Consider the following 14,757-nt stretch of genomic DNA (forward strand, 5'->3'; position numbering starts at 1 on the left):
GGGCCTCGGCAGCCGGCGGAGCCGCAGGACGGGCCGGATCCGTCACAGGGGGTCGACGTCCAGGAAGGCGGCGAGGGCGGGTTCGGTGTCGCCCGGGGTGCCGGGGAGGAGCAGTTCCGCCCAGATGACCTTGCCCTCGGGCGTGTACCGCGTGCCCCAGTGTTCGCTGAGCTGCGCCACCAGGAACAGTCCGCGCCCGCCTTCGTCCGTGGTGGCGGCGTACCGCAGGTGGGGGGCGGTGCTGCTGCCGTCCCATACCTCGCAGGTCAGGGTGTGGTCGTGCAGCAGCCGGACGCGGACCGGCTCGCTGCCGTGCCGCATGGCGTTGGTGATCAGTTCGCTGAGGATCAGTTCCGTGGCGAAGCCGAGTTCCGACAGGCCCCACTCGTCGAGCTTCTTCGCGGCGATGCTGCGCATGGCGCCGACCGCACTCGCCTCGAACGGTACGTCCCACTGCGCGACCCGGTCCGGGCCGAGGGTCCGCGTCCGTGCGATGAGCAGGGCCACGTCGTCGGTGGGCCGGGGCGGCAGCAGCATGTCGAGTACGGCCCGGCAGCTGTCCTGGGGGTCCCGGTCGGGGTGGCTCAGGGCCGCGCGCAGCAGTTCCAGGCCCTCGCCGATGTCCCGGGTCCGCTCCTCGACCAGCCCGTCCGTGTAGAGGACGAGCTGGCTGCCTTCCGCCAGGTCCAGTTCCGCGGTCTCGAACGGCATGCCGCCGAGCCCCAGCGGAGGTCCGGCCGGGAGTTCGACGATCTCCGTCGTCCCGTCGGGGGCGACCACCAGGGGCGGCAGGTGCCCCGCCCGTGCCACGGTGCAGCGCTGGGACACCGGGTCGTAGATGGCGTACAGGCAGGTGGCGCCCATGATGCCGCCGCCACCGTTCGTGTCGGCTCCGTCACCGTCGCGGTCGTGGTCGATGCGCTGTACGAGGTCGTCGAGGCGGGCGAGGATCTCGTCGGGCGGCAGGTCGAGGGAGGAGAAGTTGTGCACCGCCGTGCGCAGCCGCCCCATGGTGGCGGCGGCGTGGAGGCCGTGCCCGACGACGTCTCCGACGACCAGCGCGACCCGGCTGCCGGGGAGCGGGATCACGTCGAACCAGTCGCCGCCCACTCCGGACTGCGCGGGCAGGTAGAAGTGCGCCACGTCCATGGCGCTCTGCTCGGGCAGGGCGCGCGGCAGCAGGCTGCGCTGGAGCGTGACGGCGAGGGCGTGCTCGCGGGTGTAGCGGCGGGCGTTGTCCATGCTGACGGCGGCGCGGGCGACGAGCTCCTCGGCCAGCGACAGCTCGTCCTCGTCGAAGGGCTCCTTCTTCTGCGACCGCCAGAAGTTGACCACCCCCAGGACGACGCCGCGGGCCATGAGCGGGGCCGCGATCAGCGAGTGGATCCCGTAATCGACGATGGCCTGGGCTCGGGGCGGGTCCTGGGCCTGCCAGCCCGGCGCCTCGGACAGGTCGGTGACCAGCTCCGCCCGGCCGGTGCCGTAGCCGCGTGCCTGGGGGGTGGACGGCAGGAAGTCGATCAGCCGGCCGACGGGGTAGAGGGGATGGTCGGACCGGATGCCGCTGATCGCCGTGCGCCGCATGTCTGCGCCCGGGGCGGGTTCGTCACCGTCGAGCACCTGGTCCGCCAGGTCGACCGTGACGAAGTCCGCGAACCGGGGGACGGCGACGGCCGCGAGCTCCTCGGCCGTCCGCACCACGTCGAGGCTGGTACCGACGTCGCCGCCCGCGTCGTAGAGCAGCTTCAGGCGCCTGCGGGCCGTCTCGGCCCGGGCGGTCAGGACCCGCATCTCGGTGGAGTCGCGGATGGTGACCGCGCTGCCCTCCGGCCGGCCCCGGGGGTGGGTGGGCCGCTGGTTGACCACGAGCAGCCGGTCCCCGCTCTCCAGCACCTCGTCGGTGGCCGTCCGGCCGGAGAGCAGCAGGTCCGCCATCCGGCGGTCCAGGCCCGGTACGTCCGCGATGTGGCGTCCGTCCGCGTCCTCCGGCAGCCCGAGCAGCCGTTTGGCCTCGTCGTTCGCCAGCAGCAGCCGTCCTTCACCGTCGGTGATCAGCACCCCCTCGCGGACGGCGTGGAGCACCGCGTCGTGGTGCTCGTACATCCGGGTCATCTCCTGCGTGCCGAGCCCGTGGGTCTGGCGGCGCAGCCGTCTGCTGATCAGGGCCGTGCCGCCGGTCGCCAGGGCGAGGCCGGTGGCGATGGCCAGGAGGATGACGGGGAGCTGGCGGTCGACGACGCCGGTCACGTTCTTCACGGTCAGTCCGGCCGAGACCAGGCCGACGACCTTGCCGTCGGGGCCCTTGACGGGTACGACGGCCTGGATCTCCTTGCCGAGGGGGCCCTGCACGCTCTCGGTGTGGACCTTGCCGGCGAGGGAGGGCTCGATCGTGCCGACGAACCGTTTCCCGATGCGGTCGGGCTGGGGATGGCTGTACCGCATGCCCTTGGTGTCCATCACGACGATGAAGTCCACCCCGGCGGCCTTGCGCGTCTCCTCGGCGAGGGGTTGCAGGACGGCGGACGGGTCGTTCGTCTTCAGCGTGTCCTGCAGCCCCAGGGAGTGGGCGAAGGTCTCGGCCACGGACACCGAGCGGTTGCGCGCCTCCCGGTCGATGTCGTGGCGCGACTGGAGTACCAGGGCCAGCAGCGCCCCGGCCGCGAGCAACACCACGATCGCCACCTGGAGGACGAATACCTGTCCGGCGACGCTCCTGGTTCTGTTGCCTAGCGGTGACCGCACCGACGTGCCCGGCACGGGTGGCAAGGAATGGTCACGCACCCAGTTGTAGCACTTCCGAGCCTGCATGGCTCCCATCACGCACGGCGCGCTCCGGATCCGTCACGCCTCGTCCTGGACGGACGGTCAGTGCGAGGGGGTGCCGCCGAGGGCCAGGGGGCCGCCCGCGGCCGTGGCGGACGGGGCCGGCGTGGTCTGCGGGGCCTGTGCGGCCCGTGCGGTCTGTGGGGCCTGCCGGGTTTCCGGGGTCTGCTCGGCCGGCTGGGTTCCCGGGGCCTGGGGGGCTCCCGGGGCCTGGGGGGCTCCCGGGGTGGGCGATGCCTCCGGCGTGCAGGTCACCTCGTCGCGCGGCGTGTAGTGGGTCTTGAACTCCTCGTGCTTGACCTCCTTCCCGCCTTGGACGAAGACGCGGCCGACGGTGACGTCGAAGCCCTCGAGCGGGGTCTGGACCTCGCACGTCGGCCCGCTGTCCGTGTGCTTGGCGGGCGGGGTGACGTTCGTGCGCGGCCCCTTGGTCGCACGTATCTCGTCGTACTTCTTCGTGCCGAGGAAGGTGATGGTCAGCGAGGTGTCGGTGGACCGGGCCTGGATGTAGAGGGGGTGGCCCGAGTCGTTGACCCAGCGCAGGTCGAGGGTGCCCCAGGCGACGGTGGCCTCCCGTCCCTCGGGGTAGCGCTCGATGTAGAAGGAGTGGGCGCCGTGCTCGACGGGCTTGACGCCCGCGAAGAACGCCGCGTTGTACATGGTGGTGGCGACCGCCGAGACGCCTCCGCCGGGCGATTTCACGTACCGGCCGTCGTTGATCATGATGCCGTCGACGAAGCCGTTCTCCGGGGTGCGCTCGCCGACCGTACGGTTGAAGCTCCACTCCTCCCCCGGCATGACGACGGAGCCGTTGATGAGCTCGACGGCACGGCCGACGTTGGTGGTGCGGTACGGGGCGGCCGGGAAGTCGACGGTGAAGGAGGAGACCTTCTCCTTGATGCCGAGTCGTCGCGTCTCTTCGCTGGTGAGGTCCGGCTGGACGGCCACGGTGGCGACCTCGCCGCTGCGGGCCGCGCCCGAGCGGGTCAGCAGGGGCAGCACGGCCTTGCCGAGTGCCGCCTCGGTGACCTGCCGGCCCTCGCGGCCCGGCTCCCCGATGACCACGCTCCCGTCCGCGTCCAGACGGGGCACGGCGTCGCGCGGGGACTCGGTGACCGCCCCGATCGGACGGGCCACGGCGGGGTCGGCGAGCAGGCCCTTGGAATCGAGGGCCGGTACGAGCCGGCCCTGGGCGTCGGGCCGCATCTTGAGGTGCTCGCCCAGGACGCCGGGGCCTATGGACAGGCGCTGGCCGGCGACGGTGAGGTTGACGGGCCCGGACATCGCGGGCTGCGCGAACTGCTGCATGGCCCGTCCGGTCTCCTCGGCCCCGATGCGGGGCTGGGTGCGCTCGACGGGCATCACGACGGGGTCCGCGGCGGGCCGCAGGTAGGCCTCGCGGAGGGTGGTGAGGGCCCGGTCCTGGATGAGGGTGACGCCCTGCTGGGGGGCGACGGCCTTCGCCGCGCCCTTCTCGAAGGTGATCGACCCGTCGCGGGCCTGCCGACCGGTCGCCTCGCCGATGCGGTCGACCGCGGCCCGGGCGGTCTGCTCGTCCATCCGGATCACCGGCTCGAGCTCGCGGTCGGCGGAGGCGAAGAGCCGGCCGATGACGGTGGCCGGGCCGTATCCCGTCCGGACGGCGCGGTCCACGGTCGCGGTGGTGTCGAGCGAGAGCCCGAGCGCGGCGGGGACGGCCTTCTCCACATGGTCGCCGATCTTCATCGCGACCGGCGCCGCGGCGGCGGGCCCGAGCTCCCGGGTCAGCTTCTGCTGGGCCTGTCCCCGGCTCATGCCGCCGATGTCCACTCCCAGGACGCGCGTGCCCCGGTCGATGTCGCTGCCGGCCACGAGCCCGGTGACGTAGAGGCCGCCGCCGAGTCCCAGGACGACGGCGCCGCCCGCCAGTGGCAGGGCGATCCGTCGGTTGGAGGTCCAGTTGCCCACGCGTCCCATGCCTCTCCCACGGCGCCGACCGGTCCAGCAGGTGGCGCGGGTCCCACGAGCGACCCATATACGACAGTTCCGAGAAGCAATGATCCACGCCGAATGGGTGATTCTGGGGCGAATGTAATAGTTCTCACGATGCGGGTCAGGCCTTGCGCAGCGTGGCCGCGTGGTCCGGTACGGCGGTCTGCAGGTCCTTGGGAGGGCGCTCGTACCCCGTCGACGCGGGCCGGGGCGGCAGCGCGAGCGAGGGCAGTGGCACGGACTCGTACGGGACCGAGGACAGCAGGTGCGCGATCATGCTGAGCCGGGCGCTGCGCTTGTCGTCGCTCTCGACCACGTACCAGGGGGCGTCCGCGGTGTCGGTGTGGACGAGCATCTCGTCCTTGGCCCGCGAGTACGCCTCCCAGCGCGTGAGGGACTCCAGGTCCATCGGGGAGAGCTTCCAGCGCCTCAGCGGGTCCTCCGTACGGCGGCGGAACCGTTCCTCCTGCACGGCGTCGCTGACCGAGAACCAGTACTTGCGGAGCAGGATCCCGTCCTCCACGAGCATGCGCTCGAAGACCGGGCACTGGCGCAGGAAGCGCTGGTGCTCGGCGGGCGTGCAGAAGCCCATGACGTGCTCCACCCCGGCGCGGTTGTACCAGCTGCGGTCGAACAGCACGATCTCGCCGGCAGCCGGCAGGTGTTCCACGTAGCGCTGGAAGTACCACTGGCCGCGCTCCCGCTCCGTGGGCTTGGGAAGGGCCGCGATCCGAGCGACACGGGGGTTGAGGTGCTCGGCGACCCGCTTGATCGTTCCGCCCTTGCCCGCCGCGTCGCGGCCCTCGAAGACGACGACGAGCCGGGCGCCCGCCACCCGCACCCACTCCTGGAGCTGGACCAGCTCCGTCTGGAGCCGCAGCAGCTCCGTCTCGTAGACCGCCCTCTTGAGGCCCATGACCGTTCCTCCTCGTCGTCGTGCGGGGCGTGGATCAAGGCCGCCACCGCGCGGAGCCGATGTCGCCGTCCGTGACGGACAAGATACGCAAGCGGTACGAGCCGACGCTCGACCACTGCCGGGGCGGGGCTGCGGGTGGTCGTCGTGGCCGGGCCCGCCTGCCGGGCCAGTCGCCCCGGGCGCTCGCCGGCAGGACCTTCAGCAGCCCCTCGGGGGCGTCCCGCATCAGGTTGTGGCCGCCTGCCAGGGCCGAGGCGCCAGGCGCGTTCCTGGTCGGCCACCAGAGACCAGCAGGAGTCGCCGCCCTCCGGGACCACGGCGCCCACGTAGACCAGGCCGGCCACGCGCCCGGGGACGCGGTCGGCGGCGGTCAGTCGGTGGCGGAGAGGAGGATCTTGCCGGTCGTGCGGTGGCTGTCGGCGAGTTCGTGGGCCTTGGCCGCGTCCGCGAGCGGGAGCACGGTGTCGAGAGTGCGGGGCACAACAGCCCGGCTTCGGCGAGGGCGGCGATCTCGCGCATGCCCGCCTGGTCGGCTGCCACGGCCATGAAGGCGTCGCGCAGTCCGGGCGGCCTTGCGATGTCCGCCAGTTGGGCCTCCGCCGGTGAGGCGAGCGCGACCAAGCGGCCGCCGGGGCGCAGGGCGCGCAGGGAACGCGGCCCGTAGGCGCCGCCGATCGCGTCGACGACCGCGTCGACCGGAGCCACGGCCGTCTCGAAGTCCGCTTCGGGTAGTCGACGAGTTCGTCGGCGCCGAGCGAGCGCAGGAACTCGTGCTGGGCGGCGCGAGCCGTGCCGATGACGTGGGCGCCGCGCGCGTTGGCGATCTGCACGGCGAGATGGCCGACCGGGAGGCGTTCCGCATCGGCTGAGCCAAGGGCGTCAAGTCGGCGTCTGGCCGGGCGCGTTGGCGTTGCCGTTGCCGGATCATCGGGTTAGATTTCTGGAAACTGATTCTAATTTCGGGCGGGGCAGACGTGTTGGAGCTGACGGGGAGCGGGGCCGAGCCTCTGGAGGCGGGGGATCCGCGCCGGATCGGGGCTATTCCGCTGGCGGGCCGGCTCGGGGCCGGAGGCATGGGGCGGGTGTACCTCGGGGTCCAGGACGGCCGGTACGTCGCCGTCAAGCAGCTGCTGTCCTCCGTCGTCGGGGAGGACGAGGACTTCCTGCGGCGCTTCGGGCACGAGCTGGACAACCTCGCCCGGCTGCCCGCGGAGGCCACCGCGCCGCTGCTCGACAGCGACCGCACGGCAAGCCCGCCGTGGTTCGCCACCGCGTACATCCCCGGGCTCACCCTGCGGGAGGCCATCGCGCTGCACGGCGGCCCGCTGCCTGCGGACGCGCTGTGGCTGCTCCTGCGCGAGGCGGCGGCGGGCCTGGCCTCGGTGCACGCGCTGGACATGGTGCACCGGGACCTCAAGCCGTCCAACGTCATGCTGACGCTCGACGGTCTCACCCTCATCGACTTCGGCGTCGCCCGGGCCGCGGAACAGAGCCAGCTGACCAGGACCGGCATGGTGGTGGGCACGCCCGCCTACATGGCTCCCGAACAGGCCTCGGGCAGGCGGCGGTTGAGCGGCGCCACCGACGTGTTCGCGCTGGGCTCGGTCCTCGCGTACGCGGCGTGCGGGCAGCCGCCCTTCGGTGACGAGTCGGGGCACGGCGTGCTCTACCGGATCGTGCACGAGGAGCCCGACCTGGAGCCGTTGCGGGAGGTGGAGCCGGAGCTCGCCGACCTCGTCGCGGCCTGTCTCGACAAGGACCCCGACGCCCGCCCCACGGCGGCCGAGCTCCTCGAACGCGCCGCGCAGCACGGCCCGTTCACGGAACCGCTGTGGCCGGCGGCCGTCACCGAGCGGCTGACCGAGCGGGCGGCCTTCGCCGCGAACGTGCAGGAGGTCGACGTACCGACGCTCCCGCTCACGGGTGAGAAGCCGGATGCAGATGCGGGAGCGGATGCGGGAGCGGAACCGGCGCAGGCACCGGAGGATCCCGGGCCGGCGCCCGTACCCGCCGCGTCCCGTCCGGAGCGGCCCGAGCGGCGCCGTCGTACCCGCGTCCTGCTGGCCGTCTTCCCGGTCGTGGTGGTCACGGGCGGCACGACGCTCGCCATCCAGTACCTGCCGCACACCGGCTCGCCGCAGGCCGGGGCGGGCAACACCCCGCACAGTTCGGTCACGGCGCCGGCCGACCCGACGCCGCCCACGGCCGCGGGCAGCAGCCCGGCGGCAACGGCGTCGCCTTCGCAGTCGCCGGCCCAGGACCAGGCGCAGGGCGGGGCGGGCGGGGTCCCTCCGAACGCGGCCGCCGCGGGTACCGGACAGGGCCCCGGCCCCGGTCCCGGCCCTGGCGGCGGCGCCCAGACCGGCCCGGGCGGCTCGGGAGGCTCGGCCGGATCCGGAAACGCCGCGAACGCGGGCGGCGCCGGCAGTACGCGCCCGTCCGGTGGCGGGAGCTCCACCGCCCCCACCACCCCGGCGCCCCCCGCGTCCGGCACCTACCGCTACCGCAACGGCAACAACAGCAAGTGCATCACCCAGGTCTTCGGGTCTTCGGACCACGGCGAGTGCTCGGACGGGTCCGCCCGCTGGACCGTGCAGGGCAGGCCGGACGGGAGCTTCAAGCTGGTCAACCAGCAGAGCGGGGGGTGCCTGTACTCCAACGGGCTCGGCCAGGCCGTCTTCGTGGGCGACTGCGCGCAGGACATCGGCCGGATCTGGCGTACGGGGGCGAACGGCAGCCTCCGGAGCGACCTCGGCGGAGGCTGCCTCGACCTGGGCATGGCCAGCGGCCTGGTGACGAAGTCGTGCGGCGGGGAGGCCTCGCAGCGCTGGACGAGGCAGGGCTAGGACCGCGGTACGGGTCTCATGAACCGCTTGGTTCTCCGAGTGCGAACGATGCCCGCTCCTGCCACCCCGTGCCGTCGTGGACCATGAGTTCCACCGACGAGACGCGGGAGGTGAACGGGAGACCGCCGGCGAGGTCGGCCTCTATCTCCTTCAGGGGGGCGACCCCTTCCTCGCCTTGGGCGATGGTCAGGTGGGGCACGACCTCGGCGAACCGGCCGCCGTACGGCGGGGCCTCGGGCCAGCGGTCCGCGACCGCCTGGGTGAGCTGCCGCAGTCGCGTGTCCGGCTCGGGGACGAGGTAGAGCACGTCCGGGAACCGCCCGCACTTCTCGAACCGCAGGTCGAACGCCTGGTGGCGGCCCAGCAGCTCCGCAAGGGCCGAGTGGACGTGCTCGTCCACCCGGCTCTCGTCAAGGAACGGGAAGAGCACGGTGACATGTGCGGGAACCCCGTCGTGGGCCGAGGGGTCGAGCCGCTCCCGCCAGGCCCGTACGACCGGCTCCGCCTCCGGGATCCGGACGACGAGTCCCGTCTGGCCCGCCTCGAACACGCTGGTGCTGTCATCTGTCATGGCACCGCATGGTGTCACCTCCGCCCCCGGACGGCAGGTGACTTCTCTTCACCGGGCGACCGGGCGCTAAGCGGAAGTGCGGCCGCGGCCCTTGTCGGGCCTGCCGTTCGTCGGGGGGTAGCCGGGCTTCGCCGGTATCGACGGCAGGGCCGGCGGTGAGGGCAGGGGCGGGAGCGCGGGCGCGTACAGCCAGGCCGAGAACAGGTCGTCCAGCGGCTCGGCGGCGTAGCGGGCCGCATGGGTGGTGAAGCCCACGGTGGTCACCACCCCGTTGCGGTGCACGGTGACCCAGTCGCGCAGCATGCGGAAGAACGCGCCGTCACCGAGGGCGCAGCGGATCGCGTGCACGACGAGGCCGCCGCGCTGGTAGAGGCGGTCGTCGAACATCAGCTTGCGGCCCGGGTCGGCCAGCCGCAGGTCCTGCGGCTGCGTGGCCAGCAGCCGGTGTGCGGCGGCCGCCAGCTCCTGCGCGGTGCGCCCGCCGGAGCGCTCCGACCAGAGCCATTCGGCGTACTTCGCGAAGCCCTCGTTCAGCCAGATGTGCCGCCAGTCGGCGATCGTCACGCTGTTGCCGAACCACTGGTGCGCGAGCTCGTGGGCGATGAGGCGCTCCGAACCGCGCGCGCCGTCCACGTGGTTGGTGCCGAACAGGGAGAGGCCCTGGGCCTCGACCGGTACGTCCAGTTCCTCGTCGGCGACGACCACCGTGTACTCGCCGAAGGGGTACGGGCCGAACAGTTCCTCGAACAGCTGCATCATCGCGGGCTGCCGGGCGAAGTCGCGGGAGAACTGCGCCAGCAGGTGCGGGGGCACGTGGGCGCTCTGCGGAACGCCGCCGAGCCCGGGGTCGCCGAGCAGCACCGTCTGGTGCATGCCGATGGACAGGCCGACGAGGTAGCTGGAGGTGGGCGCGGACTGCTCGTACACCCAGGTGGTGGTGCTGGCTCTGGTGGTCCGGGTGAGCAGCCGGCCGCCGGCCACGACCGTGTAGGCGGAGGGCGTGTTGACGGAGATGTGGTACGAGGCCTTGTCGGCGGGCCGGTCGTTGCACGGGTACCAGGAGGGGGCGCCGACCGGCTGGCTGGCCACGAGCGCGCCGTCGGTCAGTTCCTCCCAGCCCAGGCCGCCCCAGGGGCTGCGCACCGGCTTGGGGTTGCCCGCCCAGTGCACCTCCACGGTGAAGGCGGCGCCGGCGGGCAGCGGCTTGGCCGGCCGGATGCGGAGCTTGCCGCCGCGGTGGGTGTAGTGCGGCGCCCGGCCGTTGACCAGGACGCGCCCTATTCTGAACTCGGCCAGGTTGAGGTGGAACTCCGCGAGCGGTGCCCGCCCGGCGATGGCGCTGAGCCGGGCCGTCCCGGCCAGCCGGTTGGGGCCGGGGCGGTATTCCAGAGCGAGTTCGTACCGGTGCACGCGGTAACGGGAGTCGCCGTTGGCCGGAAAGTACGGGTCCGACACCTCTGTCTTCTGGCCGCTCACTGCCGCTTCCGCTCCCTGCGCTGTGCTCGTACGACGTGCTGGTGTCCTGCTGCCGCCACTGCCGCTCCCGACCACCGCAGGGGCGGCCCTTTCAGGACCGCCACGCCTCGATCGGATTGCCCAGCCAGCGGGTGTCGGCGGGGACGGACTCCCCGGCCATCACGAGAGAGGCGGGACCCAGGGTGCTGCGGGCCCCGACCGTGCTGCCGGGCAGGACGATTCCGCCCGGGCCCAGGGTGGCGCCCTCGCGGAGGACCACAGTATCCGTCCTCAAGATCCGGTCGTGGAAGAGGTGTGTCTGCAACACACAGCCGCGGTTCACGCTGACCGCGTCGCCCAGCTCCACCAGGTCCGTTTCGGGCAGCCAGTAGCTCTCGCACCACACGCCGCGGCCGATCCGGGCCCCCAGCGCCCGCAGCCACAGGGACAGCAGCGGGGTGCCGGGCACGGATCCGGCCAGCCACGGCACGGCCAGTACCTCGACGAAGGTGTCGGCCAGCTCGTTGCGCCAGACGAAGGCGCTCCACAGCGGGTGCTCGCCGGCCCGGTGCCGGCCCACCAGCAGCCATTTCGCGGCCACCGACACCGCACAGGCGGCCAGGCCCGCGGCCAGCAGGACCGCTCCGGACAGCAGCGCGGCTCCCCAGGTCCCCAGCCCGGTCGCCGTGATCAGCGCGCAGAGCGCCGCCACGGTCAGGACGGCCAGCGCGGCCGAGCAGAAGACGGGGACGAGCCGGCACAGTTCCACCAGGCCGCGCGCCCAGAGCAGGTGCGCGGGCGGGTCGTACGTCCGGCTCTGGTCGGCGTCGGCGGTTGACCGCGGCAGCTTGACGGGCGGCAGGCCCAGGTACGAGCTGCCCTTCTTGGCCTTCTTCGGGGTGGCGGACAGGACGCCGACCAGCCCGTCGTCCGGCACGGTGCGGCCGGGGGCGGTCATTCCGGAGTTGCCGAGGAAGGCCCGGCGGCCGATCTCGGAGTGTCCGATGCGTACCCAGCCGCCGCCCAGCTCGTAGGGGGCGGTCAGGGTGTCGTCGGCGAGGAACGCGCCTTCTCCCACGGTGGTGAGGCTCGGCAGCGCGAGGACGGTGGACACCTCCGCACCCCGGCCGATCTTCATGCCGAGCAGCCGCAGCCACACGGGGGTGATCAGCCCGGCGTAGAGCGGGAAGAGCGTCTCCCGGGACAGGTCCATCAGCTGGGTGACCGTCCAGGCCTGCCAGCCGACCCTGCTGTGCGTCGGATGGTTGCCCGTGCGCAGGCCGAGGCTGAGCAGCCGTACGGAGACCAGCAGCAGCAGTGCGTAGGCGAATCCGAAGGCGAGCGCCCCCGGGACGACGGCGATCAGTGCTCCGCGCAGGGCCTGGACGAGGCCGGCGTCGGCGGGCACGAACCGGCTCACCACGAGCAGGGCGGGCACGGTGGCCAGCACGGGCAGGGCGGTGAAGCAGAAGCCGGTGGCTCCGTACATGGCCCGCCAGTGGACCGAACGCGGCGGGCGTTCCTTGGGCCAGTTGCGCTTGGCCTTGCCGAGCTTGCCGGCGGGCGCTCCGGCCCAGCGCTGGCCGGTGGGGATCTGGCCGACCACGGCCGAGCCGGGGGCCACCTCGGCCCGCTTGCCGACGCGGGCGCCGGGGAAGAGGATGCTGCGGGTGCCGACCACCGCGCCGGCGCCGACCTTGATCGTGCCGATCTCCAGCCGGTCCCCGTCCAGCCAGTGCCCGGAGAGGTCGACCTCGGACTCCACGGCGCAGCCGCGGCCGAGTTTGAGCATGCCCGTGACCGGGGGCAGGGAGTGCAGGTCCACCTCGGGGCCGATCTTGGCGCCGAGGGCCCGCCCGTAGCGTTCCAGCCAGGAGCCGGTGAGTGAGGTCGCGCCGACGTACTCGGCCAGCCGTTCGGCCGTCCACAGCCGCAGGTGCACGCTTCCGCCGCGCGGGTAGCGGCCCGCCTTCACCCCGCGCAGCAGCAGCCGGGCGCCGCCGGCCGCGATCGCGAGGCGGCCGGGCGGGCTGAAGAGCAGCGCGGCTCCGGCGGCGACGAGCCACCAGGACGCGGTCGGCGCCCACGGGTAGGGCCCGAACCAGTGCAGGACGTTGCCCAGGGCGAGCAGCGCCACCGTCCAGCGCAGGCCGACCAGGGTGAAGAGCGGGAGCAGCAGGAGCGACTGGGCCACTTTGGAGCGGAGCGGTACGGGGGCGATGGTCCGGGCCGCGCCGTCGTCCTGGACGGACTTCTCCAGCCGCCGGGCCAGCTTGCGCAGGGTGGGCTGCTGGTAGATGTCGAGGACGGCCGCGCTCGGGTAGCGGGTGCGCAGCCGGGTGGTGAGCTGGGCGGCGGCGAGGCTGTTGCCGCCGATCGCGAAGAAGTCGTCGGCGGCGCCGGTGACGGCCACGCCGAGGGTCTCGGTCCACTGCTCGGCGAGCCAGGCCTCGGTGCCGTAGAGCTGCTCGGCGGGCCCGGTGGTCTCCAGTTCGGGCAGGGGCCAGGGCAGCGCGTCGCGGTCCACCTTGCCGGAGGTGCGGGTCGGCAGCTCCTCGACCGGTGCGAGCAGCGGTACGAGGGCCGCGGGCAGCTCGGCGCGCAGCCGCTCGACCGCCGCCGCGTGGTCCCAGCCCTCCTGGGTGACGAGGTAGCCGACGAGGAGCTGGTTGCCGCTGCGGGCGGTGCGTACGGCCGCGGCCGCGCCGGCGACGCCGGGCAGGGCCTGCAGTGCGGCGTCCACCTCGCCCAGCTCGATCCGGCGGCCGCCGAGCTTGATCTGCTCGTCGGCGCGGCCGAGGAAGACCAGGCCTTCCGGTTCGGCGCGGACGAGGTCGCCGCTGCGGTAGGCGCGCTGCCAGCCGAGGGATTCCAGCGGGGCGTACTTCTCGGCGTCCTTCTCGGGGTCGAGGTAGCGGGCGAGGCCGACGCCGCCGATGACGAGCTGGCCGCTGCCGCCCATCGGCACGGGCTCGCCGGATTCGTCGACCACGGCCAGTTCCCAGCCGCTGAGCGGCAGGCCGATCCGGATCGGTTCCTCGCCGGTGAGGAGCGCGGCGCAGGCGACGACGGTGGCCTCGGTGGGGCCGTAGGTGTTCCAGACCTCGCGGCCCTCGGTGACCAGGCGCTGGGTGAGCTCGGGCGGGCAGGCCTCGCCGCCGAAGATCAGCAGCCGGACCTCGTTGAGGGTCTCGGGCTCCCAGAGCGCGGCCAGGGTCGGCACGGTGGAGACCACGGTGATCTCCTGGTCCGCCAGCCAGGGGCCCAGGTCGGCGCCGCTGCGGACCTGGGAGCGCGGGACGGGCACGAGGCAGGCGCCGTAGCGCCAGGCGAGCCACATCTCCTCGCAGGAGGCGTCGAAGGCGACGGACAGCCCGGCCATGACGCGGTCGCCGGGGCCGATCGGCTCCTCGGTGAGGAACAGCGCGGCCTCGGCGTCCACGAAGGCGGCGGCGCTGCGGTGGCTGACGGCGACGCCCTTGGGCTTGCCGGTGGATCCGGAGGTGAAGATGATCCACGCGTCGTGCTCGGGGCCTGGGCGGGAGGTGGCCGCTCCGGCGCCGGCGGGGCCGGTGACCTCGATGCGCGCTCCGGCGCCCAGCACCGCCCGTACCCCGGCCTCGCCGAAGACCAGCTCGGCGCGCTCGTCCGGGTCCTCGGCGTCGACCGGCACGTAGGCGGCGCCCGCGGCGAGCACGGCGAGGATGCCCGCGTACAGCTCGTTGGTGCCGGAGGGTACGCGTACCCCGACCCGGTCGCCGAGGCCGACCCCGGCGGCCGCGAGGGCCCGCCGGCGGCGCTCGACCTCGGCGGCCAGCGCCCGGTAGGTCAACCGGGTGGTGCCGTCGTCCAGGGCGAGCTCGTCGGGGTACGCCCGTACGGAGGCTTCGAAGATGTCGACGAGGGTGCGCGTCGGGGCGGCGGGTCCGGCGGAGAACCGGGCGGATTTGCCGGACTCCCCGCTCTCGGCCCCGTACGCGTCCCCGCCGTCGAGCAGAGTGAGTTCACCGTGCTCAGGTGTTGCAGCCATCGGCCCTCGCGTCTCGTTCCCGGAAACCGTCCGGGTCGCCGGCGGAGCCCAGGTCTGCCCGGGTTGTTCCGTTCCAGCGCCAAACAACCCACCAGTCTAGTGCGGCATCAAGGATTTTCTTGTTGAAGCCTGACGTGTGGCCGGG

8 protein-coding genes and 2 pseudogenes are annotated in these 14,757 nt (G+C 73.2%); 1 reads left to right on the forward strand and 9 read right to left on the reverse strand.

The genetic code is table 11. The annotated features are described in order from the left end of the window. Window positions 1-42 precede the first annotated feature (42 nt). The 6 genes and pseudogenes from ACIPYQ_RS32315 to ACIPYQ_RS32340 all read right to left on the reverse strand — a co-directional run. On the reverse strand, window positions 43-2,682 hold the full coding sequence (locus ACIPYQ_RS32315; protein WP_401257617.1) for a SpoIIE family protein phosphatase: 2,640 nt from the start codon (window positions 2,680-2,682) through the stop codon (window positions 43-45). A gap of 183 nt (window positions 2,683-2,865) precedes the next feature. Next, window positions 2,866-4,779: a VanW family protein gene (locus tag ACIPYQ_RS32320; RefSeq protein ID WP_401257619.1), complete on the reverse strand. Its 1,914-nt coding sequence runs from the start codon at window positions 4,777-4,779 to the stop codon at window positions 2,866-2,868. A gap of 136 nt (window positions 4,780-4,915) precedes the next feature. Beyond that, entirely contained in the window at window positions 4,916-5,710 is a 795-nt protein-coding gene (ppk2, locus tag ACIPYQ_RS32325) for a polyphosphate kinase 2 (RefSeq protein WP_401257621.1), read from the reverse strand. A 370-nt stretch (window positions 5,711-6,080) separates the two neighbouring features. Then, entirely contained in the window at window positions 6,081-6,191 is a 111-nt protein-coding gene (locus ACIPYQ_RS32330; RefSeq protein ID WP_401257774.1) for a zinc-binding dehydrogenase, read from the reverse strand. Window positions 6,192-6,235: 44 nt separating this feature from the next. Then, a pseudogene (locus ACIPYQ_RS32335) lies at window positions 6,236-6,415 on the reverse strand (NADP-dependent oxidoreductase); the annotation flags it as partial. Window positions 6,416-6,489: 74 nt separating this feature from the next. Beyond that, window positions 6,490-6,540, reverse strand: a pseudogene (locus ACIPYQ_RS32340) (hypothetical protein); the annotation flags it as partial. Between the two features lie 144 nt (window positions 6,541-6,684). Here ACIPYQ_RS32340 and ACIPYQ_RS32345 point away from each other — a divergent pair. Continuing rightward, window positions 6,685-8,556 carry a protein kinase gene (locus tag ACIPYQ_RS32345; protein ID WP_401257623.1) on the forward strand — a complete coding sequence of 624 codons (1,872 nt, stop codon included), beginning with the start codon at window positions 6,685-6,687 and terminating at the stop codon, window positions 8,554-8,556. A 16-nt stretch (window positions 8,557-8,572) separates the two neighbouring features. Here ACIPYQ_RS32345 and ACIPYQ_RS32350 read toward each other — a convergent pair whose 3' ends face one another. The 3 genes from ACIPYQ_RS32350 to ACIPYQ_RS32360 all read right to left on the reverse strand — a co-directional run bounded on the left by ACIPYQ_RS32350 (window position 8,573) and on the right by ACIPYQ_RS32360 (window position 14,612). Continuing rightward, the gene (locus tag ACIPYQ_RS32350) at window positions 8,573-9,127 is read right to left on the reverse strand and encodes a 2'-5' RNA ligase family protein (protein WP_401257625.1); all 555 of its coding nucleotides are present in this window, start codon (window positions 9,125-9,127) and stop codon (window positions 8,573-8,575) included. Window positions 9,128-9,193: 66 nt separating this feature from the next. Beyond that, window positions 9,194-10,603, reverse strand: coding sequence for a M1 family metallopeptidase (locus ACIPYQ_RS32355; protein WP_401257627.1), 1,410 nt, complete (start codon window positions 10,601-10,603; stop codon window positions 9,194-9,196). 91 nt (window positions 10,604-10,694) lie between these two features. Further along, window positions 10,695-14,612, reverse strand: coding sequence for a Pls/PosA family non-ribosomal peptide synthetase (locus ACIPYQ_RS32360; protein WP_401257629.1), 3,918 nt, complete (start codon window positions 14,610-14,612; stop codon window positions 10,695-10,697). Window positions 14,613-14,757: the final 145 nt, after the last annotated feature.

Origin of the sequence: Streptomyces sp. NPDC090045 (genome assembly GCF_044747975.1) — a bacterium.
GTDB lineage: Bacteria > Actinomycetota > Actinomycetes > Streptomycetales > Streptomycetaceae > Streptomyces.